The sequence below is a fragment of the Flavobacterium piscis genome, from assembly GCF_031457575.1.
Taxonomy (GTDB): domain Bacteria; phylum Bacteroidota; class Bacteroidia; order Flavobacteriales; family Flavobacteriaceae; genus Flavobacterium; species Flavobacterium piscis_A.
Genome location: NZ_JAVDWQ010000005.1, coordinates 20,236 through 44,952 on the forward strand (window position 1 = coordinate 20,236; position 24,717 = coordinate 44,952).

The 24,717-nt window shown below is 38.7% G+C and carries 13 protein-coding genes; all 13 read left to right on the forward strand.

The features are described 5' to 3' along the window. The first annotated feature begins 1 nt into the window (after position 1). The 13 genes from J2W48_RS08815 to J2W48_RS08875 all read left to right on the forward strand — a co-directional run bounded on the left by J2W48_RS08815 (position 2) and on the right by J2W48_RS08875 (position 24,717). The gene (locus tag J2W48_RS08815; protein WP_310280404.1) at positions 2 to 133 is read left to right on the forward strand and encodes an L-rhamnose mutarotase; all 132 of its coding nucleotides are present in this window, start codon (positions 2 to 4) and stop codon (positions 131 to 133) included. 20 nt (positions 134 to 153) lie between these two features. Next, positions 154 to 2,616, forward strand: coding sequence for a beta-galactosidase GalA (galA, locus tag J2W48_RS08820; protein WP_310280405.1), 2,463 nt, complete (start codon positions 154 to 156; stop codon positions 2,614 to 2,616). Between the two features lie 36 nt (positions 2,617 to 2,652). Further along, positions 2,653 to 5,115, forward strand: coding sequence for an alpha-L-rhamnosidase-related protein (locus tag J2W48_RS08825; protein ID WP_310280406.1), 2,463 nt, complete (start codon positions 2,653 to 2,655; stop codon positions 5,113 to 5,115). Between the two features lie 121 nt (positions 5,116 to 5,236). After that, positions 5,237 to 7,678 carry a glycoside hydrolase family 2 TIM barrel-domain containing protein gene (locus J2W48_RS08830; protein WP_310280408.1) on the forward strand — a complete coding sequence of 814 codons (2,442 nt, stop codon included), beginning with the start codon at positions 5,237 to 5,239 and terminating at the stop codon, positions 7,676 to 7,678. 3 nt (positions 7,679 to 7,681) lie between these two features. After that, positions 7,682 to 9,601: a glycoside hydrolase family 97 protein gene (locus J2W48_RS08835; RefSeq protein WP_310280409.1), complete on the forward strand. Its 1,920-nt coding sequence runs from the start codon at positions 7,682 to 7,684 to the stop codon at positions 9,599 to 9,601. Between the two features lie 65 nt (positions 9,602 to 9,666). Then, positions 9,667 to 11,745, forward strand: coding sequence for an alpha-L-fucosidase (locus J2W48_RS08840; protein ID WP_310280411.1), 2,079 nt, complete (start codon positions 9,667 to 9,669; stop codon positions 11,743 to 11,745). Between the two features lie 144 nt (positions 11,746 to 11,889). Further along, entirely contained in the window at positions 11,890 to 13,563 is a 1,674-nt protein-coding gene (locus J2W48_RS08845; protein ID WP_310280413.1) for a GH35 family beta-galactosidase, read from the forward strand. A 93-nt stretch (positions 13,564 to 13,656) separates the two neighbouring features. Next, positions 13,657 to 15,858 (forward strand): glycoside hydrolase family 3 C-terminal domain-containing protein, encoded by a 2,202-nt coding sequence (locus J2W48_RS08850; protein WP_310280415.1) that lies wholly within the window; start codon positions 13,657 to 13,659, stop codon positions 15,856 to 15,858. Positions 15,859 to 16,093: 235 nt separating this feature from the next. Further along, positions 16,094 to 17,668 carry a glycoside hydrolase family 43 protein gene (locus tag J2W48_RS08855; RefSeq protein WP_310280417.1) on the forward strand — a complete coding sequence of 525 codons (1,575 nt, stop codon included), beginning with the start codon at positions 16,094 to 16,096 and terminating at the stop codon, positions 17,666 to 17,668. 161 nt (positions 17,669 to 17,829) lie between these two features. Continuing rightward, a complete protein-coding gene (lacZ, locus tag J2W48_RS08860; protein WP_310280418.1) occupies positions 17,830 to 21,093 on the forward strand; it encodes a beta-galactosidase, LacZ type in 3,264 nt (1,087 codons plus the stop codon). 78 nt (positions 21,094 to 21,171) lie between these two features. Continuing rightward, positions 21,172 to 22,971 (forward strand): glycoside hydrolase family 2 protein, encoded by a 1,800-nt coding sequence (locus J2W48_RS08865; RefSeq protein ID WP_310280420.1) that lies wholly within the window; start codon positions 21,172 to 21,174, stop codon positions 22,969 to 22,971. Continuing rightward, complete coding sequence (locus J2W48_RS08870) at positions 22,968 to 23,903, forward strand: alpha/beta hydrolase (protein WP_310280422.1); 936 nt, start codon at positions 22,968 to 22,970, stop codon at positions 23,901 to 23,903. The genes J2W48_RS08865 and J2W48_RS08870 overlap by 4 nt, the downstream gene beginning before the upstream one ends. Positions 23,904 to 23,931: 28 nt before the next feature. Beyond that, on the forward strand, positions 23,932 to 24,717 hold the full coding sequence (locus J2W48_RS08875) for an SGNH/GDSL hydrolase family protein (RefSeq protein ID WP_310280424.1): 786 nt from the start codon (positions 23,932 to 23,934) through the stop codon (positions 24,715 to 24,717).

Sequence of the window (24,717 nt, forward strand, 5' to 3'; positions counted from 1 at the left end):
AATGACAAATTTGGCTCTTAAACCACGTCAAAACGAATGGGAAGCACAGATGTCGCAATTTCAGGATAGCTCAGCCAATGCAACTGCCGACCAGAAATGGCAATTAATGGAGCAAATTTATAAACTGGACTGATAATAAAAAATTAACTATATATGAATAAGGTGTTTAAACGGTGTTTTTTTTTTAATGGACTTGCTTTTTTAGCATTTCTGTTTTCAGTAAAAGGTTTGTCACAGAATGAAAAGAACTCTACAGTTAAAAGGGTTAAAGAAAATTTTGATTTCAACTGGCAGTTCCACAAAGGAGATATTGCCATGAAACAGGTTGTTAGAGTTGGTCAGGGAGGAATAACTGATATTAATGTTTCAATAATTCAGAAGAAAGATACCGTTATTGATTATACCAATGTTAAAAGTAGTATGTCTTTTTTTCCTGCCGATTGGCAAAATGTAAATCTACCTCACGATTGGGTAATAGAAGGAACTTTTGTGAATGATAATACGCTGGGTAGTCAGCCTGGTGGGAATGGATATTTACCAACCGGGATAGGGGTCTATCGCAAAGAATTTGAAATACCCGAATCCGACAAAGGAAAGAAAATATCCATTGAATTTGACGGGATATTCAGGAGTAGCACCGTTTGGGTCAATGGTCATCTTTTAGGAACCCATCTCAGTGGGTATACACCATCAAACTATAATCTTAGCGATGTGTTGCGTTATGGTAATGAAGGTGAAAACGTGATTTTAGTGAAAGTAGATGCTACTCAACCCGAAGGTTGGTGGTATGAAGGTGGTGGTATTTACAGACACGTTTGGTTAGTTAAAACCAATAGGCTGCATGTTGCAAGATTTGGTACATATGTTACCACTCCCGCAATTTCTGATAAAGAAGCAACTGTAAGCATAAAAACCACATTGAAAAATGAATATAAAACAGTCAAGAATAGTACAGTTGTTTCGAAAATAGTTGACAAAAAAGGGATGGTGCTTGATACTCAAACTTCCAGTCACTCGATTGCTCCTTTTGAACAACTTGAAATTTCCCAAATGGGGACAATTAAAACGCCTAAACTTTGGTCGCCAGAAGTGCCAAATCTGTATAAAGTGCTAACAGAAGTATCTGAAGGGGGAAATATTATAGATACTTACGAAACTACCTTTGGTGTGCGCACAGTAGAAATTAACAAAAATGGTGTTTTCCTCAATGGTAAATTATATCCTGTAAAAGGGACTTGTAACCATCAGGATTTTGCAGGTATAGGAATTGCACTTCCCGATAAAATAAATTGGTACAAATTGAAAGTGCTTAAAGAAATGGGAAGCAATGCTTATCGTTGTACGCACCATATGCCAACACCCGAAGTACTTGATATGTGCGATAGTATAGGAATGTTGGTATTGGATGAAAACCGTCATTTGTCAAGTTCTAAAGATGGATTAGAGGATTTGTCCACGATGTTGTACAGAGACAGAAACCATCCATCAATATTTATGTGGAGCTTAGAAAATGAAGAAGCGATGCAGGGAACGGTAATGGGAACCCGAATTATGGAAACAATGGTTCAAACTGCCCATAAGATTGATCCTTCCCGCAAAGTTACAGCGGCTATGAACCATGCCCGAAATGATGGCGGCTACGCAGATGTACTGGATGTTGTAGGATATAATTATGGAGACAAGGAATTGGCGTATATAAAAGATAAAGAGAATCACCCTGATCGTGTCATGTTTTGTACCGAAGGAACAAGCTTCGTTTCTACCCGTGGGGAATATGAAAATAGTTGGTGGAAACACATTTGTTCTAATTCAACTTTATGGCAACCAGGTTGGGGACCTTATCCAGGAGAAGATTGGGCTGATATAGTTAATTATCCCTATTTAGGTGGTTTATTTGTTTGGACAGGGTTCGACTATCGCGGTGAACCAACACCATTTTCATGGCCTAGTGTCGCTTCTCAATTTGGCTTTATGGATGTTTGTGGTTTTCCAAAAGACGGTTATTATGCCTATAAGGCAGCTTGGACAACTATTCCTACGGTACATATTTTTCCACACTGGAATTGGACAGGTAAAGAAGGTGATTCCATTCAGGTGCACTGCTATACCAATTGTGACGAAGTGGAATTATTCCTTAATGGGAAAAGCATAGCAAAGAAAAAGGCTGAACCTTATAAAAAACTAATTTGGGATTTGGTATATAAACCAGGGAAATTAGAAGCTAAAGGTTATAAAAGCGGAAAATTAGTTACCAAAGATATAGTGGAAACGACCACAGCTCCTGCTCAAGTAGCTTTAGACAGCGATGTAAATACATTAAAAGCGGACGGATGTGATGTGGCTGTAATAAAAGTTGCAATAAAAGACGCCAAAGGGAGGGTTGTGCCAACAGCCGATAATTTGGTAAAATTTAGCATTGAAGGTTCAGGAAAGATAATTGGTGTAGCTAACGGAAATCCGAATAGTCATGAACCGGACAAAGGCAGTCAACGTATGGCTTTCAATGGGTATTGTATGGTGCTGGTTCAATCGGATAAACAAGTTGGCAAAATCAAGATAAAAGCATTATCAGATAATCTAAAAGGAACCGAAGTAGTTATTAAGACTGTTAAGTAAGTAAATAAATAGGGAATCAATCTCCCTGAAATATCCATGAGAAAGGAAAATCCAATTCGTCTTCATTTAATGAGTACAATGATACTTCTCTTTTTTCTGTCACTAAATGGTAGTGCACAGAAAAAGGGTGTTATATCATATGCAGACACTAGGTTTACGGCAAAACAGGTAACAGAAATCAATCCTGAATTGCTTCGCAAGCCTTGGGCTGCAAAATGGATTTCTTATCCTGATAATTCAAATACGGATTATGGAGTTTATCTATTCAGAAAAGAAATTTCAATAAATGCAAAGCCTGATAAATTTATTGTTCATGTCTCGGCAGATAATCGCTATAAGCTGTATGTCAATGGTGTATCTGTCTGTAATGGCCCTTCCAGAAGCCATTTGTTCAAATGGAATTTCGAGAGTATAGATATTTCGTCTTATCTTCATTCTGGAAAAAATATCATTTCTTCAATAGTTTGGAATTTCGGATGGCATCGTCCTTTAGCCCAGATTTCGGGGCAAACAGGATTTATAATTCAGGGAAATACGGATCAGGAAAAGATCATTAACTCAGATACCAGGTGGGTTGTTCTAAAAAGTACGGCACATAAACCTGTTTCGGTAAGCATTAATCAATATTATGTTGCGGGAGAGGGTGAGGAGTTTAATTGCGAAAAACATTCCTGGAATTGGATGGATACTGATTTTAATGCAACAGAGTGGAAACAAGCCCAGGAGGTGGAAACAGGAAAACCTGTTGGTTGTATGGGAGAATGGGGAGGGCCATCAATCCATTTGCTTTCACAAAGGGAAATACCTTTAATGGAAGAAAAAGAACAGCGATTTTTTAAAGTCCGCCGTTCTGATATTGCCAACATTCCGGAAGGATTCCTGAAAGGGAAAACACCCATCACTATTGCAGCAAATTCGAAAGTAAAATTACTTATAGACCAACAGGTATTAACAACGGCATATCCTGTGCTGAATTTCTCGAAAGGAGGGAAAACCACCATAAAACTGACTTATGCCGAAAGTTTATTGGATCATAACGGAAATAAAGGCAACCGTAATGACATTGAAAATAAACAGATAACAGGCAACTCTGATATTATAATTTGTGATGGAAAAAACAATCGTGTATTCCAGACATTGTGGTGGCGGACCTTCAGATATGTTGAATTGGAAATAGAAACCAAGGACGAACCACTTGTTTTAAACGATTTCTACAGTATTTTTTCAGCATATCCATTAGAAGAAAAGGCATTGTTTAATTGTGATAATCCCCAGATAAAGGATATTTGGAATGTTGGCTGGCGAACACAACGTTTATGTGCAAATGAGACTTTTTTTGATTGCCCATACTACGAGCAGCTTCAATATATTGGCGATGCCCGAATTCAGGCATTGGTTTCAACATACGTTTCAGGCGATTCCAGATTAACTAAAAAAGCAATAGCTGCTTTACACGATTCGCGATTACCAATTGGCATAACACAAAGCCGATTTCCAAGTAATCAAATCCAGATTATTCCAACCTTTTCGTTGGTTTGGGTTACAATGGTTTATGATTATTGGATGCTAAATGATGATCCTGCTTTTGTTAAATCAATGATTCCAGGAATGCAGGAAACTCTCAATTGGTTTAGAAGCCGCATTGACTCAACTGGTATGTTAGGTCCTGTTGAATGGTGGGATTTTGTTGATTGGGTTAATTCAAAAGAATGGGAAAATGGCAATCCACCTGCAGCGCACAATGGTAATTCGTCTATACTCAGTTTACAATATGTTTATACGTTGGAAAAAGGAGCGGCTATTTTCGAGGCATACAAAATGCATGACATGGCTGTTGAATATAGAAATTTAGCGGATAAAATTAAAAAAGCTGTTTTTGATAAATGTTTCGATTCGAATAAAGGATTGATTGCCGATTCTCCTGAAAAGAATACTTTTAGTCAACATGCTAATGTTTTAGCGATTTTGACGAATACATTTCCAGAAACAACTGATAAAACTAAAATAGTTAGTGCTCTTCTCAACGACAAAGATTTGGCACAATGCACCTTATATTTCAAATTTTACCTATTTGAAGCACTTGAGAAAGCTGGACAGGCTGACCAATTTATTCCGGCATTAACTCCTTGGAGAAAAATGGTAGATATTGGTTTGACCACTTTTGCGGAAACTCCTGACCCCTCACGTTCTGATTGTCATGCATGGAGCGCCTCTCCGGTTTATTACTTTTTATCTTTAGTAAGTGGTATTAAACCCGCTTCGCCAGGCTTTAAATCCGTAAGGATAGAACCTAATTTTGGAAGTTTGAAAAATATTGATGCAACCATGCCACATACGCTGGGTGATATTCATGTTAAATTACAAAAAGATAAAAATAACCTTCGTGGCGAAATTACTTTACCAATTCATTTGGACGGGGTTTTTATTTGGAATGGCGTTCAAAGGCAACTAAAAGAGGGTAAAAATAACATCAATTTTTCTGTAGGGAACTTACAATAATAAAGGATGTTATTTCAAGAGTCAAATAATAGGCTAAAAAAATGGAATACATTGGGAAATAAATAGGTTTTCGAAAAGAATCATAATTGGATAATAAAATTAGAAATATAAACACAACAAAATGAAGAGCTTAAATTCATACAAAAAACAATATTTTGCAAAACAAATAGTATTCGCATTTATACTATTTATTAGTTCTTTTTCAGGCAATGCCCAAAACGGTACAGAAAGAAAACAATTATTTGACTATGACTGGAAATTCTTTTTAGGCGAAGTCACTGAAGCCAAAACAAACGATTTCAATGATGCAGGCTGGCGTAAACTTGATTTGCCCCACGATTGGAGTATCGAAGGAAAAATTCACCCCAAAAATGCTACCAGTGGAGGCGGCGGGTACTTTCCGTCAGGAATTGGCTGGTACCGCAAAACCTTTGAGGTACCTAATGAATGGAAAGCAAAAAAAACAGCTATTTATTTTGAAGGTGTTTATATGAATTCGGAAGTTTTTATCAACGGAAAATCGCTGGGTGTTTATCCTTATGGCTACTCCTCATTCAGTTATGACCTTACACCTTATCTGAATTTCGGAAAAGAGAATGTTATTGCTGTGCGTGTCGACAATTCACAACAGATGAACAGCCGCTGGTACAGTGGTTCGGGAATCTACCGACATGTTTGGATGATGACTTCAAATCCTGTACATGTTGCACATTGGGGTGTTGCTATTTCGACTCCCGGGGTATCTTCAAAAAAGGCAACAGTACAGGTAAAAACCAAAATCAAAAATGAAACCGCATCCGCCCAGAGCGTTATTGTAAAAACCCTTCTTTGGAACAAGAATTCTAAAAGTGCGGGAAATGGTCAGGTAAAGGTTGAGGTTCCTGCCAATAGCGAGAAAGAAATAACCCAAACCATACAAGTGTCAAATCCGATGCTTTGGACACCAGAAACGCCGCATTTATATCAGGCCCAAGTTCAGGTAGTAAAGGATAAAAAAGTGCTGGACGATACAAAAACCAATTTTGGTATCCGCTCCCTAAAATTTACTGCCGAAAATGGGTTCCAGCTTAATGGAAAAACAGTAAAAATAAATGGTGGTTGCGTACACCACGATAACGGCTGCCTTGGTGCTGCCGCTTTTGACCGTGCCGAGCAGCGCAAAGTAGAATTGCTCAAAGCCGGTGGGTTCAATGCCGTGAGGACATCCCACAACCCGCCTTCTGAAGCATTTTTGGATGCCTGCGATAGATTGGGTTTGCTGGTAATGGACGAATCATTCGATTGCTGGAAAATTGGAAAAAACAGTAACGACTATTCGAAGTATTTCAACCAGTGGTGGCAACGTGATTTAGAAGCAATGGTATTGCGTGACCGCAATCATCCTTCAGTTTTTATGTGGAGCATAGGCAACGAAATACCTGAGAGAGCAGATCCTGAGGCTGTGAAAACGGCCCAAATGCTATCCGATGCATTAAAGAAAATAGATAATACCCGTCCTGTTACATCAGCAATTGTAAACAGCGGCAAGAATTGGGAAATATTTGATCCACTGATGGCAGTACACGATGTTGCCGGTTACAATTACAACCTGCATACTGCTGCGGACGATCATAAAAGAGTGCCTTCGCGAATCATAGTCCAAACCGAGTCCTATCCAAAAGATGCTTTTAATAACTGGAAACTGGTACAGGAAAACAATTATGTGATCGGGGATTTCGTTTGGACAGCCATGGATTATTTGGGTGAGTCAGGTATCGGACGTTATTATTATTCTGGAGAAGTTCCCGGCCAGCATTGGGAAAATGATTTCTTCCCTTATCATGGCGCTTATTGTGGTGATATAGATTTGATTGGATGGAGAAAACCCATTTCACATTACAGAAGCCTGTTGTATAATACGAACGAGAAACTCTATATGGCAGTTCGTGAACCAGCCCCGGAACCGCTGGAAATCAAAGAAACCTGGTGGTCGGTATATCCAACATGGGAGAGCTGGACATGGCCGGGTTTTGAAGGAAAAAATATTGAAGTTGAGGTATATTCCAAATACCCCAAAGTAAGGTTATACCTGAACGACAAACTTATTGGTGAACAAAAAACGAGTAAAGAAGAGCAATTCAAGGCTACTTTTCCTATTCCATATGCTGCAGGTTTGCTTAAAGCTGTTGGAGTAGAAAATGATAAGGAAATGGAATCAACCATTCTGCAAACTGCAAGCGATGCTGTAAAAATAAAATTGACAGCCGACCGAAAAGAAATACTGGCCAACGGACAGGATTTATCATTCATAACTATTGAAATAACAGATAAGGATGGGATATTCCAGCCGAATGCAACGAACCGTTTGCATTTTAAAATCGAAGGACCAAGTATCATTGCCGGAGTAGATAATGCTGATTTGAAAGACTTCGAACAATACGTGGGTAATACACGCAAAGCATGGAAAGGACGAGCACTGGTTGTGATAAAAAGCAATCATCAGGCAGGTGAAATTAAATTATCGGTATCATCAGATGGATTGGAAGGGAAAAGTATAATTATTACATCAACGCAAAACAATTAATACATGAGAATAGTAATGAAACATACGATCTGTTTTCTGGTTTTTATTTTAAGTTCATTTATTGCAAATGCACAGGAAATAATTTCGCCTGACGGTAAAATAAAAGTTGTTTTGAATTTGCTTGAAAAAAATGCTGCACACCATCTTTTTTTTAAGGTATTGTATAAAATTGAAAATAAGTTTACAGAAGTATTGCCAGATTCAAAACTAGGCATTAATCGTGCCGATGAGCAGTTTGCAGACAACCTTCGTTTTGTTAATGAGTCAAAGCCTGTTTCAATACACGATAAGTATGAAATGGTGTGTGGCAAACGCCAACTGTGCGAAAATTTAGGTACTGAAATAACATTCAGTTTTCAAAATTCCAATCATCAGCCATTGGATATTGTCTTCAGGGTTTATAATGATGGCGTTGCATTTCGTTATGTATTTCCAAACCAATCAGATGCAAGGGTTAATATCATTAGCGAAGCTACCACTTATGTATTGCCCGAAAATACAGAGCGTTGGATGCAGGTTTATGATGTTTCGTATGAAAAGTTTTTTCCATTCAGTAAAACTGGTTCATCGACTAACAAAGAGCAGGAATGGGGCTTTCCAGCTTTATATAAAGTGAATAATCAACCAGTTTGGGGGCTAATTTCTGAAGCGGATATCAGCGAAAACAATTGTGCCGCAAAATTATCCAACCTAAAAAATCCTAACCAATATCAGGTTGCATACCCTTCTGCCCGTGATAATTTTAAGCAGATAGGAGTTGAGGCTACATTGCCATGGAATTCCCAGTGGCACACACTTATCATTGGAAAATTGTCAGATATTGTTGAGTCAACTTTGGTTACAGATGTTAGCGAATCGAATCAATTGAAAGACACAGATTGGATTAAGCCCGGTGCGGTTTCGTGGATCTATTGGGCAAACAATCACGGTTCAAAAGACTACAAAAAAGTAGTTGAATATGTTGATTTAGCCGTAGAAATGAATTGGCCTTATGTGCTGATCGACTGGGAATGGGATGTAATGACCAATGGCGGGAATATAACCGATGCAGTGAACTATGCAAAAAGCAAAGGTATAAAACCATTGATGTGGTATAATTCCGGCACAATCTGGCTTGACCCCACACCGAATGACCGTTTGCTTACAGCAGAAAAAAGAGCAAAGGAATTTTCGTGGCTCAATAAAATAGGTGTCTATGGAATCAAGGTCGATTTTTTTGCCGGCGACCAGCAGGATATGATGAAGTATTATATCGACATTTTGAAAGATGCGGCTAAATACCATTTGTTAGTAAATTTTCATGGGGCAACAGTTCCCCGCGGCTGGGCGCGTACTTATCCCAACCTGATGACAACAGAGGCAGTATACGGCGCAGAATGGTATAACAATAATGGGGTATTGACTGATAAAGCAGCAGATCATAATGCCACACTTCCGTTTACACGAAATGTAATTGGTTCGATGGATTACACTCCTGTTACCTTTTCAAATTCACAACATCCGCATATCACATCTTATGGGCACGAGCTGGCTTTGTCAGTTGTGTTTGAATCAGGGTTGCAGCATTTTGCCGACAGGCCATCAGCGTATGAATCTTTGCCGACAGAACCAAAAAACTTTTTGAAACAGGTTCCGACTGCCTGGGACGATACAAAATTAATCGACGGTTATCCGGGAGAAAAAGTCATTATGGCCCGTAAGAAAGGAAATCAGTGGTATATCGCCGGGCTGAACGGTAAAGATACAGCTCAGACCTTACTGGTAAAATTTGATTTTCTTGGCAAAGGAAGCCATAGCTTTCAGCTTATCAAAGACGGAAAAGACGATAAATCTTTTTTTTCAGAAACAATAAAAGTCAAAAAAGGAGATACATTAAAAATTGAATGTCTTCCAAGAGGAGGATTTGTTGGTGTTGTAAGATAAATAATAATGAAATGTGTTATTTGCGGTTCAAGTAGTCTCCAAATAATACAAATAAATTAAAAAACATGATAAATAAATTTTTCTGGGGAATTTTACTTTCTTCCCTTTTAGTTAGTGCTTCATTCGCACAGACCAAGTTACCACAAGCTTGTGGTCCGACTCCATCGGAGAACCAAATGAGGGTACAGGAAATGGAATCGTATGCTTTTGTACATTTTTCGTTAAATACCTATACGGATCAGTCTTGGGGATTTGGAAATGAAGATGTCAAACTATTCAATCCAGAAAAATCGGATTGTCGCCAGTGGGCACGTATTTGCAAGGAAACTGGGTTGAAGGGAGTTATTCTTACTGCCAAGCACCATTGTGGATTTTCGCTTTGGCCTTCTAAATACACGGAGTATTCGGTAAAAAATGCTCCATGGAAAAATGGTAAAGGAGATATGGTTCGCGAAATGGCCGATGCCTGTAAAGAATACGGGCTGAAATTCGGTATCTATCTTTCGCCGTGGGACAGAAATCATCCAGATTACGGAAAACCGGAATATATTACTTATTTCAGAAACCAATTGACAGAGCTTCTTACCAATTATGGTGAAATTTTTGAAGTGTGGTTTGACGGTGCCAATGGTGGAGATGGATATTATGGTGGTGCTAACGAAGTTCGTAAGATTGATGCGACTACCTATTATGACTGGAAAACCACCTACGCATTGATTCATAAATTGCAGCCTAAATGTGTGATTTGGAACGATGGTGGTGAAAGGGGAGATCTTCGTTGGGTAGGTACTGAAGAAGGATTTGTAGGCGAAACCAACTGGAGTCTTTTGAACGCAACAGGTGATGTTCCGTGGAACAATTTGCATTTTGGAGTGGAAAATGGAAATAAATGGGTTATGGCCGAAGTAAATACCTCTATTCGTCCCGAGTGGTTTTACCATCCAGACGAAGATAACAAAGTAAAAACCGTTCCTCAATTGATGGATCTTTACTACAATTCTATCGGACGCAATGGAACCATGTTGCTTAATTTTCCAATTATGCCAAACGGTTTGATTCACCCAACCGACGAAAAGAATGCCATCGAATTTGGTAAAGCTGTAAAAGAATCTTTTGCAATAAATATTGCCAAAAACAAAAAAGCAAGTGCTTCAAATGTACGTCAAAAATCAAAAAAGTTTGGAGCTGATTTGGCGGTCGATGGAAAGAAAAACACCTATTGGACTACGGATGATAATACAAAAACGGGATCACTAACAATAGATTTGGGTAAACCAACACTGTTCAACCGTTTTATGGCGCAGGAATACATCCGTTTGGGTCAACGTGTGAAAGCCTTTACAGTTGAAGCCCTTGTGGATGGAAACTGGAAAGAAGTAGCAAGAGGAACTACCATTGGTTACAAAAGAATCCTTCGTTTTCCCGCTGTAAAAGCAACTCAGCTACGATTCAATGTTACTGACTCAAAATGCAATCCTGTTATTTCCAATATCGGGATTTATGATGCTCCGGTATTCTTGTATGCCCCTGCTATTATCCGAAATCAATCAGGTGAAGTAATGATATCTACTAATGATATTGGACCCATTTTTTACTATACACTAGATGGTAGTGAACCGACTTCAAATTCAAAAAAATATACAGGGCCATTTGTAGCAGACGGTAAAATGGAGATAAAAGCAATTTCTTATGATCCTACTGCAGACAAGAGCAGTCCGGTAAGTGTAGAAAAATTTGATATTTCTAAAAAAGACTGGAAACTAGTAGGGATAAAGGATAATAACGCTACTGCAATATTTGACGAAAATCCAGCTACTGTATGGCATTATAAAGACAATAAAATGCCGATAGATTTAGTGATTGATCTTGGAAATAGTAAAAACATTGTTGGTTTTAAATACACGCCTGATCAAAATAAATGGAGTTCTGGTATTATTACTACCTACGAGTTCTATACATCAGAAGACAATGTGAGTTGGAAATTAGTTGATAAAGGTGAGTTTTCGAATATAAAAAATAACCCTTTAATGCAAATCAAAAATTTTACACCGGTAATGGGGCGTTATATTAAGTTGCGTGCATTGAAAAACACCTTTGGAGATAATGTAGCTGGCTATGCCGAAGTGGATGTCATTACAAAATAATCATAAAAAGCAGTTATTCCCTAATGAGTTGCGAATAACTGTTTTTTTAAAGAATCGAAAGCAATGATAGTAAACAAATTACATTATAAATTAAACATTCAACAAGTATTATATTTTGTTGAAATTATCAGAAAGATCTATCTTATGAAAAGAATAATTCCAATTACTTTTTTGTTTTTTACAGTTATACAATTTCAGTGTTTAAAAGCTCAGGAATTACCGCAATTAAGAAAAGAAGGTAATATGACCAGATTGTATGTTGATGGCAAACCCTTTGTCATGGTTGCAGGAGAGTTACATAATTCTTCATCTTCAAATTTGACCTATTTGACACCCATTTTTCCAAAATTAAAAGAAATGGGATTGAATACTGCTATCGCATCTATTGCATGGGAACAGTTCGAACCTCAGGAAGGGAAATTTGATTATTCGCTTATTGATGGGATCATAGCCCAGGCTCGCCAAAACAAACTAAAACTTTGTATCTTATGGTTTGCCAGCTGGAAAAACGGACTTTCCACTTATACGCCACTTTGGGTAAAAAAAGATTCAAAACGATTTTTTAAATTGAAGCAAAGTGATGGGAGCACTGGCGAAGTGATTTCGGCTTTTTGCAAGGAAGCGCAGATGGCAGATGCTAAGGCTTATGTGCAATTAATGAAACGAATAAAAGAAGTAGACAAAGAGCATACTGTTGTAATGATACAGCCCGAAAACGAAGTGGGAGCATTCCAGGATATAGATTACAATAAACAAGCACTTGACTTATTCAAGTCTCCCGTTCCGGAAACCTTAATTCGATATTTACAAAAAAACACGAATAATTTAAGCCCTGAAATGAAATCTGTCTGGCAAAAAAATGGAAGTAAAACTAAAGGTACTTGGTCAGAAATATTTGCTGATGACATGAAAAGTGCACAAAACTTCTTCATGACATGGCAATATGCTTCGTATATAAATGAAATAGTTCGCTTAGGTAAAAAAGAGCTAAATCTTCCAATGTTTGTGAATGCCTGGTTGGTTCAAAATTCAACCGATTTGCCTGGTACATATCCAAACGGAGGGCCTGTATCCAGAGCAATGGATATTTACAAAGCCATTGCACCTGATATTGATTTTTGTGCACCGGATATTTATGCACCCAACTATAAAGAAATATTGGCGATGTATCACCGTCCCGATAATCCGCTTTTTATTCCCGAAAGCACCATAGACCAAGCTCGTGCCTTTTATGCCTACGCAGAACATGATGCTATATGTTTTTCTCCATTTGGAATTGAAGATGCTTATACCAATTTACCTTATCGTCAGGCAATTTCTGTAATAAATGAATTAATGCCCTACATTAAAAAATATCAAGGTACTGGTAAAATGCGGGGTTTTATGCGCACAAAAGACAGTACCAGAGATACGCTAACATTTGGCAACGATAGAGTGTATGTCGAATATGATAAATGGAACAATACCGGATATGGTTTGGTTATTCAAACTGCTCCGGATGAATATATAATAGCAGGTATTACGGCAAGAATAACATTTGGAAAGAAAGATCCATCAAAAAAAATTCGTTTAGCTCAGGTGTTTGATGGAAAGTTTGAAGGAGAAAAATGGGTGCCCTTCCGAATGTTGAATGGTGATGAAACTTGGCAACATGATTGCGTGCTTGTTACAGGACGTAAAGCAATGATTTCTCAAACTGTTGACGGGCAAATTGTTCCTCCTCAGCCAGGGCCAGACCAGCCTGTGCAGGAGTCTGCTAAGGCTACAGAAGTTCAAACTCCTGCGGTTTATAAAGTGACTACTTACGAAATGAAATAAAAATAGTCTGCATATAAAGTTAATTGAATGACAGTTGTCATGAATAATTAACATAGTGGTCATTTTAGAAATAAAATAAAATAAAAGAATATCATGAAAAAAAGAAAAATTAGCGTTTTAGTAGTATTATTTACGCTGTCGTTTGTTAACGGATGGGCACAAGAGCCTGTTTATTTAGATACAAGCAAGCCTATAGAAGTTCGTATAAAAGATGCCTTGTCACGAATGACATTAGAAGAAAAAGTGGCACTTTGCCATGCCCAGTCAAAATTCAGTTCAAAAGGAGTTCCCCGTCTGGGGATTCCGGATGTATGGTCTTCTGATGGGTCGCATGGCGTGAGCGATGAGAAATTGTGGGATGAATGGAGTGGGGCGCAATGGACAAATGACTCCTGCACCGCTTTTCCAGCATTGACTTGTCTTGCGGCAACATTCAATCGAGACATATCGCTGCTGTACGGTAAATCTATTGGAGAAGAAGCCCGATACCGAAACAAAACCATGTTGCTGGGACCGGGAGTCAATATTTATCGCACACCACTTAACGGTAGGAATTTTGAATATATGGGCGAAGATCCTTTTCTGGCTTCACGCATGTTGGTTCCCTACATCCAGGGTGTACAGTCCAATGGGGTTGCTGCCTGCGTAAAGCATTTTGCATTGAACAACCAGGAAATTTCCCGTGGCGAAATCAATGTGAATGTAAGCGACCGGGCGCTGCACGAGATTTACCTTCCTGCCTTTAAAGCAGCCGTAAAAGAAGGGGAAGTATGGTCCATCATGGGTGCGTACAACAAAATATGGGGTATGCATAGCTGTCACAACGACATTTTGTTGAATAAGATCCTGAAAACTGACTGGAAGTTCGATGGCGTGGTGATCAGTGACTGGGGCGGTGTACACAATACCGATGAAGCTGTCAATGGCGGACTTGATATTGAGATGGGAACCTATACCAACGGATTGACAACACAAGGGCATTTTCCTTTTTCCAGCTATTATTTGGCCGATCCGTTCCTGAAAGGAATTAAATCGGGAGAATACGAAATGTCGAAGCTTGATGATAAAGCGAGCCGAATCCTGCGGATGATTTTTCGCACTACCATGAGTGCCAATCGCCCTTTCGGTCGTTTTGTATCGCCCGAGCATAGCTTGGCAGCCAGACAAATAGCAGATGAAGGTATTGTCCTTCTTAAAAATGACAAACAGTTTTTGCCTATCCCACAAGGAAAATACACAAAGATTGCTGTGATAGGCGAAAATGCCACACGCAGCCTGATTGTTGGGGGAGGTTCCACGTCGCTGAAAGCGGCTTATGAAATTACACCATTGGAGGGATTAAAGAATAAATACGGAGAAAACCATATTGTTTACAGCATGGGATATGCTTCAGGCCGCCCACTATATGGATCGGAAGAGCCCTCTAAATTAAATATAGACTCCTTGCAAACTGCGGCTATTGAAGTTGCCCGTCATGCCGATGTGGTGCTGTTTGTTGGCGGCTTGAATAAGAATTATTTCCAGGATTGTGAAAGTGGTGACCGCAAATCGCTTAGTTTGCCATTCGGACAAGATAAACTGATTGAAGCGATACAGAAAGTCAATAAAAATACTGCGGTGATTTTATTAAGCGGAAATGCGGTTTTGATGCCCTGGTTGGATAAAACACCAGCAGTTGTGCAAGGGTGGTATCTTGGCTCTGAGGCGGGAAATGCTTTGGCCGATATCATTTCCGGTGAAGTAAACCCTTCAGGGAAACTCCCTGTCTCATTTCCTAAAAAACTGGAAGATGTCGGGGCACATGCTTTTGACAAATCCTGTTATCCGGGCGACGGTGTCAACGTGTATTACAAAGAGGATATTTTGGTAGGATACCGTTGGTTTGATACTAAAAAAATTCCTGTTCTTTTCCCATTTGGATATGGATTGAGTTATACCACATTCCAATACGGAAAACCCACAGTTTCTTCAAAATCAATAACAACAGCCGATTCATTGGTTGTGACAATTCCGGTAAAAAATACAGGCAAAGTTGCGGGCAAAGAAGTGGTACAATTGTATGTCAATGATGAAAAATCAAGTATGCCCCGTCCGTTTAAAGAACTAAAAGGGTTTGAGAAAATTTCCTTAGAGCCTGGAGAAGAAAAAACGGTAAGTTTCACCTTGACAAAAGAGGCTCTTTCTTATTATGATGACAAAAAAAAGGAATGGATTGCTGAACCGGGTAAATTCAAAATTATGATTGGAGCTTCGGCTACCGACATCAAAGGTACAGCCGACTTTATTTTGAAATAAGGTTTAATAAATGGTTATAAATAAAGTATGGCTGTCCGCTAAGCGGACTAATAGCCCAAAAAAGGTCGCAGATTACACGGGATTACACGGATTTTGCTTCGCCAGTTCGCCTTTTGGGCTCGGGTCGCTGCTATTGATATAAAAATCCGTTTTTATCGGTTTAAATCCGCGTCATCCGTGTGCCATTCTCAAAATTGGTACTAGTAACGGATAGTCATATAAATAAATTTTAAATATGAAAAAAATAATTATTCTTTTAGTTTACATTTTAGGTTTTTATCATTATTCTAACGCTCAGGGATATAAAAACCCTGTCATTTCTGGTTTTCATCCAGATCCAAGTGTGTGCAGGGTTGGTGATGATTATTATTTGGTAACCAGTAGTTTCGAATATTTTCCTGGTGTTCCGGTCTTTCATAGCAAAGACTTGATTAACTGGACAAAAATAGGGCATTGCCTGACCCGTCCTTCCCAGCTCAAATTAGACAAATGCGCTCCTTCTTCTGGGATCTATGCACCAACAATCCGTTATCATGAAGGCCGTTTTTATATGGTTACCACAAATGTATCCGGTGGCGGAAATTTTTATGTACATACGGATAATCCTGCCGGCGAATGGTCTGAACCTGTTTTTGTGGAGCAGGGAGGTATTGACCCTACTTTATATTTTGAAGACAGCAAATGCTACTTTATGTCAAACGGCAAAGGCATCACCATTTCTGAAATAGATATTAAAACAGGAAAAAGGCTTACTGAAAGCAGGATTGTATGGAATGGTACAGGCGGACGTTATCCGGAAGCACCTCATATTTATAAAAAAGACGGATGGTATTATCTGCTTATTTCAGAGGGTGGTACCGAATATGGACATAAAATGACGATTGCGCGCAGCAAAGCTATTTATGGTCCTTATGAGTCGAATCCTTCAAATCCAATTTTTACCCATATGAATGAAAATGCGCAAAGCAACCCAATTCAGGGTACAGGGCATGGCGATTTTGTTCAGGCACATGATGGTTCGTGGTGGATGGTGTTCCTGGGCTTTCGTCCACAAAGTTTGCTGCACCACGTATTGGGACGTGAAACATTTTTAGCTCCGGTAAGATGGGATACTAATGCCTGGCCTGTGATCAATGGCAACGGTACAGTTGATATAAATATGAATGTACCTACTTTACCGCTAAAACCTGTAAAGCAACATGACCTTTCTACCGATTTTGATGAAGCGAAGTTGGGTGTTGAGTGGAACTATCTTCGAAACCCATATATGAATAATTATTCCCTGACTGAAAAGAAAGGTTCATTGAGGCTCAAAGCAACCCCGGTTTCTTTGGATGATAATGATTCCCCTACTTTTGTGGGACGCAGACAGGAACATATTGATTTTTCAGCAACTACTGTGCTGTCGTTAAATGATGCAAAGGAAGATGACCAGGCAGGAATGTCCGTTTTCTATACCAGTCAGGCACATTATGATATTTTTCTAAAGAAATCAGAAAAAGGGAAACAAAAACTAATGGTAAATTATCACATGGGAGCACTGGATCACACCGCTTATGAGATGGAAGTTCCAGGTGATAAAATTTATTTGAAAGTAAAAGGGGATAAAGATTTTTACTCATTTTATTATTCTGTGGATGGTAAGAAATTTAATTTCTTAAACAAGATAAACGTATGGTATTTAAGTCCTGAAACCAATGGAGGTTTTACCGGAACTTATATAGGATTATATAGTGCATCCCAAAGTAAAAATACAAAAGCGTATGCTGATTTTGATACGTTTATTTACAAACCAGACAGTTTAGATTAATGTGGGTTTAAGGGGTTGGACTTAGATGTAATTAATAAAATAATGACAGAGTCATCCATTAAATCAGTTTTTTTTAATATTTAAAAGAGATGGGTTTTTTGAAGACAAATAAAATTTTTAAAATAAGATTTAAACAACAGCAACCATAAACTAACACTGTTATGACCACAAAACAATTTTTTATTTCAATTTTTATCCTATGCTTATCAATTTCCTCGTTGGTTGCGCAGCGGCACGACTGGGAAAACGAGCAGGTAATAGGTATTAACAAGGAAGCAGCCCATAGTGTTTACATTCCGTATGCAACCATAGATCAGGCGCTGACCGATTATGCCAATGAATCCCCGTATTATCAGAGTTTAAACGGATCCTGGAAATTTAACTGGGTAAAATCGCCGGATATGCGTCCCGTTGATTTCTACAAACCAGATTTTAATGTCAATTACTGGGACAATATTGAAGTGCCGTCAAATTGGCAAATGAAAGGATACGGCAAACCAATTTATACAAACATAACTTATCCTTTTGTCAAAAATCCACCTTATATTATGAGCCCGGCTTATGCTGGTTGGACTAATAGTGAAACGCCAAACCCTGTGGGTTCCTACCGTCGTAATTTTGTGATTCCGGATAATTGGTCCGGACGCGAGATTTTTTTAAATTTTGCCGGGGTGCAATCGGCGATGTATGTTTGGGTAAATGGCAAAAAAGTAGGGTACAGTCAGGAAGGTATGACTCCTGCTGAATTTGATATCACGCCTTATATCCAGAAAGGAAATAATACGTTGGCAGTTGAAGTGTATCAATGGAGCGATGGCAGTTATCTGGAAGATCAGGATTTTTGGCGTTTGGCTGGTATTTTTCGTGATGTAGCTTTATATTCAACCCCAAAGTTTTATATCCGGGATTTTTTTGTGCAGCCAGAACTCAATGATGATTTTACCTCTGCAACACTCAAAACGAAATTGTCGTTTGCAAATAAAACATTCAAAGGAGCTGTTTCTGTTGAAGGATATTTGTTGAAAGACGGGCAGAGTTACAAAGGAGAAAAACCTGTTTTTGTAAAACAGCTAACCGCTTCAGAGGTAAGTAAAAAAACATCTGAACTATCTATCAACACCAAAATTGATCATCCTGATTTATGGTCGGCAGAGACACCTAACTTGTACCAGACCGTATTTGTCCTGAAAGGCGCATCCGGCGAAATCCTCGAAGTTGTAGCAACTCCATTTGGTTTCCGTAAAATTGAAATTAGGGATTCACAGCTTTGGGTAAATGGTAAAAGTGTATTGCTCAAAGGGGTTAACCGCCACGACCTTGATCCGGTAAACGGACGTACAGTTTCGTACGGTATAATGGAGCAGGATGTAAAGTTATTCAAACAATTTAATATCAATACCGTTCGCACCAGTCATTATCCCAATCATCCTGATTTTTACAAATTGTGCGATCGTTACGGCATTTATATGATAAGTGAAGCTGATTTGGAGTCGCATGGTATGGGCTTTGAAAAAGAAGGACTCGGACATGATGTTCGTTGGGAGAAAGCACATGTCAGCAGACAGGTGTCGATGGTTGAAGCATTTAAAAACCATCCTTCAATCATTATTTGGTCGCTAGGTAATGAGGCGGGAACAGGAGCCAATTTTGAAGCCTGCCGTAAAACAGTTTTAAATTTAGATAAAACGCGCCCAATTCATTATCAAGGTTACAACGAAGTGGCAGATATTGAATCGAATATGTACCCAAGTGTGGAGTATATCGATGAAATTGGTTCACGAAACGACCCTAAACCATTTTTAATGTGCGAATATGCACATGCAATGGGAAATGCAGTGGGAAATCTCCAGGAATACTGGGATGTGATTGAAAAACACAAACGACTTATTGGGGGTTGCATCTGGGATTGGGTTGACCAGGGATTAAAAAAAGAAGTACCTGGAAAACCAGGAGAATACTTTTTTGCTTATGGCGGGGACTATGGCGACCGACCAACCGACTGGAACTTCTGTGCTAACGGATTAACTACACCCGATCGTTCCATTACCCCCAAATTGGAAGAAGTAAAAAAAGTGTACCAGTATATTGCCATTACACCCCAGGATATACTGAATGGCAAAGTAAGCATTAAAAATAAATACCAGTTTATCAACCTTGATCAGTTTGATCTGGTTTGGGAATTGAGTTGCGATGGCAGCATGATTGAAGCGGGAATAATGAACCCACTTAATCTTAAACCAGGAAAATCAGCAGAACTAAGCATTCCGTTTACAAAACCGCAATTAAAAGCGGGAGGTGAGTATTTCCTAAAGGTAATTTTCAAACTGCACACCGACGAAAAATGGGCCTCAAAAGGACATGTTGTTGCTTGGGAACAGTTGGCTGTACCGTTTAACGTGCCTGCTGTTGAACCCGTTCGACCACAAAGTTTGTCGTCACTTTCTTATTATGAAAATGGAGATTGGATACAGGTTTCCGGCAAAGCATTCAACTTAAAATTCAATAAAAAAGTGGGCACCATTACAGATTTGGATTATTTTGGTACAACTGTATTGCATACTGACCCAGAAGCCATTAATGGAGTTCGTATTGAAGCAAAATCGATTTATAAAGATACCTTAAGCAGTGCTTCTATTGCCGGGCCAATGCTGAATGTTTTCCGCGCACAGGTGGATAATGATTATTTTTTTGGAGGAGGTTATGGTACTAAATGGCGAGAGGCAGCTTTATACAACATGAAACCGACAGTAAAAAATATTTCGGTAAGCAAAAAGGGAGACGTACTTGTAATTGATGTGACCCTTAATTCAAAATCGTCCAAAGGCTATGCTGTGGGTCAGCATACTATTTGGAAAATTTATGGAAACGGTTTTGTCGATGTGACTACTGATTTTGATCCGGACAAATTGGATTATCCATTAGCTAAACTCGGATTCCTGTTACAAATGCCAGAAGGTTTTGAAGACGTGACTTTCTACGGAGCAGGGCCACACGAAAATTATCGTGATAGATTGCGTTCAGCTGCCATTGGTTGTTATAAAACTACAGTTGATGCTATGTTTGAACCTTATTTGCGTACTCAGGACTGCGGTAACCGCTCGAATATTAATTGGTTTGCCGTCAGCAATCATGAAGGTGTGGGAATGATGGTTGTTGCTGACCATAAAATGGATTTTAGTGCGTTGCATTACACGCCATTTGATTTAGAAAAAGCAAACCATCCCTACGAATTGACCCGTAGAAAACAAACAATATTGACGGTTGATATGCAACATAACGGCTTAGGTGGCGGAAGTTGCGGTCCCGGCCCGATGGATAAATACTTGTTGAAAACAGAAAAGGCAAGTTTCAGTTTTTCTATCCGTCCCTATATTGGGAATATGGGAGATATGGGCGATGTTGCCAAAATGAAATTGGGCAATTAAAATAAAATGTGTAACTATGAAATAAGCAAAATGTGTTCAATGTTACTCCACCAAATGAATATAAACCGTGTAAATAGTATGAATCAATTACAAAAAATAGTATTGAAAGTAAGGATATTGATTATTTTATCAATAGTCCTTTTAGTTGATATAGCAAATGCCCAAACTGCCATGATTAATTCCCAATCAAGGAATGCCATTAGTTTGAATGGGAAATGGATTGTATTGTTGGATCCAGGGAATATTGGCGATTGGAAAAAATTTTGGATAGAACCAAAGCCTCAGAAAAAGACTGATTTCTTTGAATATTCTTTTAATGGTGCTCCAGAATTGAATGTTCCGGGTGACTTTAATTCGCAGCTGTGCGAACTCATTTTTTATGAAGGTGCTGTTTGGTACAAAAAAATATTTAATATTTCACAAAAGAAAGATTCAAGGCGATTTCTGCATTTTGGAGCAGTCAATTATATTGCCGATGTATATCTGAATGAAGAAAAATTGGGGAGCCATGAAGGAGGTTTCACTCCGTTTCAATTTGAAATCACAGATAAAATAAAAGAAGGCGATAACATCTTGATTGTAAAAGTTGATAACCACCGCCTGGGAAATGGAATTCCTGGTTATGGCTACGACTGGTTGAATTATGGAGGGATTACACGCGATGTAAATATTATTGAAACCCGAAAAACTTACATTGACGACTATTCTGTTCAGTTAAAAAAAGGTAGTCTGAAAGACGTGCTTGGCTGGATTCAACTAAAAGGAGAGAAACCGAACCAAAAAATTCAAGTAAAAATACCCGAACTAAATATCGTTTATAAAACTAAAACTGATGACAACGGTTATGCAAAGATTGAATTTTCTTCTCGTTTCAAATTATGGACACCTGAAACTCCTAAACTTTATAAAGTAATTGTTGAAAGTGAAACCGATTCTGTCGTTGATGAAATTGGTTTCAGGAGTATTGAAGTGCAGGGAAGTAAAGTCTTGCTTAATAAAAAACCAATTTTTATTAAGGCTGTAAATATTCATGAAGAAAATCCATTGAAAAAAGCAAGGGCATTTTCATTGGAAGACGCCAGGTTATTGTTGAATTCCGCAAAAGAATTAGGATGTAACCTTGTTAGGCTGGCACACTATCCACATAGCGAAAATATGGTTAGAGAAGCCGAAAAAATGGGATTAATGGTATGGAGCGAACTTCCGGTATATCAGAATATTCAATTTTCGGATAGTCTTGTTCCTAAAAAAATGGAGACCATGTTGCAAGAAATGATTAGCAGGGATAAAAACCGTTGTGGGGTTGTTGTCTGGAGTCTTTCCAACGAAACTTATTCGAGTACTCCAAATAGAGATAAAGCACTTATTGCTTTGACTGAAAAGTGTAAAGCAATAGATTCTACAAGATTAGTGACACATGTTATAAATACTCAAGGCTATACAAACAACTCATTTAATGTTTGGGACACACTGTATAACTATTCCGATTTAATTGCTATTAACGAATACATAGGTTGGTATGTTCCCTGGCAAGGAAAACCTTCGGAGGCGACATGGCAAGTTAACTTCCCTGATAAACCGGTGTTTATTTCTGAATTTGGAGGAGAGGCATTATATGGAAATAAAAATGTTCCAACTGACGAAGCTTCTTCCTGGTCTGAAGAATATCAGGAACAGATTTATAAGGATCAGATAGAAATGTTTAATGCCATTCCTAATTTGAGCGGTGTTTGTCCATGGATATTGTATGATTACAGATCATTAGGCAGGATGCATCCACTCTATCAAAAAGGATATAATAGAAAAGGATTGATCTCTGAAGACGGAGAAAAGAAAAAGGCCTGGTATATTATGAATGAATATTATAAAGAAAAGTGAAAAGTATAAAACAAATCGTATTGACCTTTGTCTGTCTGGTAGTGGTTGCTGGAAATCTTTTTGGTCAAAGCAAAGTGATTGAAGTATGGAATGGAAAAGTACCCGGTTCAATTCAAAATCCAAATTATAAGCAAGTAATTGATTCTGCGTATTACATAAAACTAAGGAATATTTCCAAGCCCATTATTGAAGTTTATCCTGCTTCTGCCGACAATAATTCAGGAACGGCTGTAGTGGTATGTCCTGGAGGTGGCTATTATGGGGTTTCATTTGTAGGTGAAGGTCAGGAAATCGCCAAATGGCTAAATAGTTTAGGCATTTCGGCTGTTGTTTTACATTATCGTCTGCCTAATGATGTAATTATGAAAGACAAATCCATAGGGCCATTACAGGATGGGCAAGAAGCAATTCGTATTGTACGCCGTAACGCAAAGCAATGGGGTATTGATCCGCATAAAATCGGGATAATGGGATTTTCAGCAGGAGGACATCTTGCATCTACAATAGCTACTCATTTCAATGAAAAGGTTTATGAATCCGTTGATGCAACGAGTGCCCGTCCTGATTTTTCGTTGTTGATATATCCTGTAATATCGATGGAAGAAAGTATTACACACAAGGGATCACAAGTAAATTTACTGGGAAGCAATCCATCTTTAGGGCAAATAAAATATTTTTCGAATGAGTTACAGGTAAATGCAGAAACACCTCCAGCTTTTCTGGTTCATTCGATTGACGACGGGGCTGTTCCGGTACAAAACAGTATTGGCTATGCAACGGCTATGCAAAAGCATCATGTTCCCTGTGAACTTCATATTTATCAAACAGGAGGTCATGGATATGGACTTGGAAGGTCAAAAAATACGGAGTCTTCATGGCCGGAAGCCTGCCGTAAATGGCTTGAAGCAAGGGGGTTGTTACAAGTGAAATAAAAAAATCAGCATCAAAAAACAAAATAGAATGGTAACAGAAGATTCTTCCCGAAGATACTTTATTAAACTTATGTCGGTAGCCGGATTGGCTGTGACAGGATTGTCAACCGCCTGTTCAAATGCAAAAGCAGCAATTGAAAAACCAGAAAAAGAGAACTTGATATTCTTGTTTCAAGGCGATTCAATAACCGATGGCAACCGGGGTAGAAGTGAAGACCCGAATCATATTTTGGGACACGGTTATTGTTTTGCTGTTTCCAGCAGGATTGGTGCCGATTTTCCACAGTACGGTTATAAATTTATTAACCGGGGTATAGGTGGGAACACGCTTAGCGATCTTGAAAAAAGGTGGCAAGCCGATACCTTGGATTTGAAACCCGATGTATTAAGTTTATTAGTTGGTATAAACGATGTGAATGCGTTAATAGATAGGAAGAAAGAGGCATTGGATGCAAAAATGTTTGAAAGCACTTACCGTAAGCTGCTGACTTCATGTGTCAAACAAAATCCGGATCTTTTGATAGTACTGGGATTACCTTTCTTTTTTGCTTCCGGCTGGCGTAAAGATCAGTACCCGAAGTGGCATCCGTTAACAGTCGAAAGAGCCGCTATTGTAAGACAAATTGCTGCCGATTTTAATGCCGTTTTGGTAGATTATCCCAAAGTTTTTGAAGAAGCACAACAACGGGCTCCGATTGATTATTGGATTTGGGACGGTGTGCACCCAACTGCATTTGGCCATGAACTGATGGCTCGTGAGTGGATTAAGCAGGTTAGTAATCGTTTGGGATTTTTAAAATCATATACAAAATAA